The organism is Oleiphilus sp. HI0061 (genome assembly GCF_001635675.1).
On sequence record NZ_LWFE01000885.1, the window covers coordinates 1 to 376 of the forward strand.

At 48.1% G+C, this 376-nt stretch carries 1 protein-coding gene; it reads left to right on the forward strand.

Annotation, left to right across the window (positions count from 1 at the left end):
• On the forward strand, positions 1–376 hold a 376-nt coding region (locus A3735_RS30795; protein WP_197485841.1), incomplete at both ends, for a hypothetical protein.

Below are 376 nucleotides of genomic sequence, written 5' to 3' on the forward strand. Positions count from 1 at the left end.
AATACTAAATACACTGTTTTCTTAGATAACGATTCACGCACAACTGAGGGCTGGTTACCGCCTATCATCGAAACAGGTGACCAAAAAGAAGCAGCTGTCATCTACCCCGTAACCCTGGAATCCTCTGGCGTTGATGAAGGTGCAGACTTGCGCAATCACCTTTTTACCACCGAACTACGTGCAGTCGATGTAGAAAACACTCCCTACCTGATCGAAGAAAAGACCTTCCGTCGGACCTTACCAGAAGACCTGCCGCAAGAAGTGACTGAAAGCCAAGCGTTTGAGCTTCATTGCGTTATGTTCAATACCGAAGTCCTGAAAAGCCTTGAACTCCCGCACATGACTATCCGAGAGCACCTGGATATCGGCATGCAGC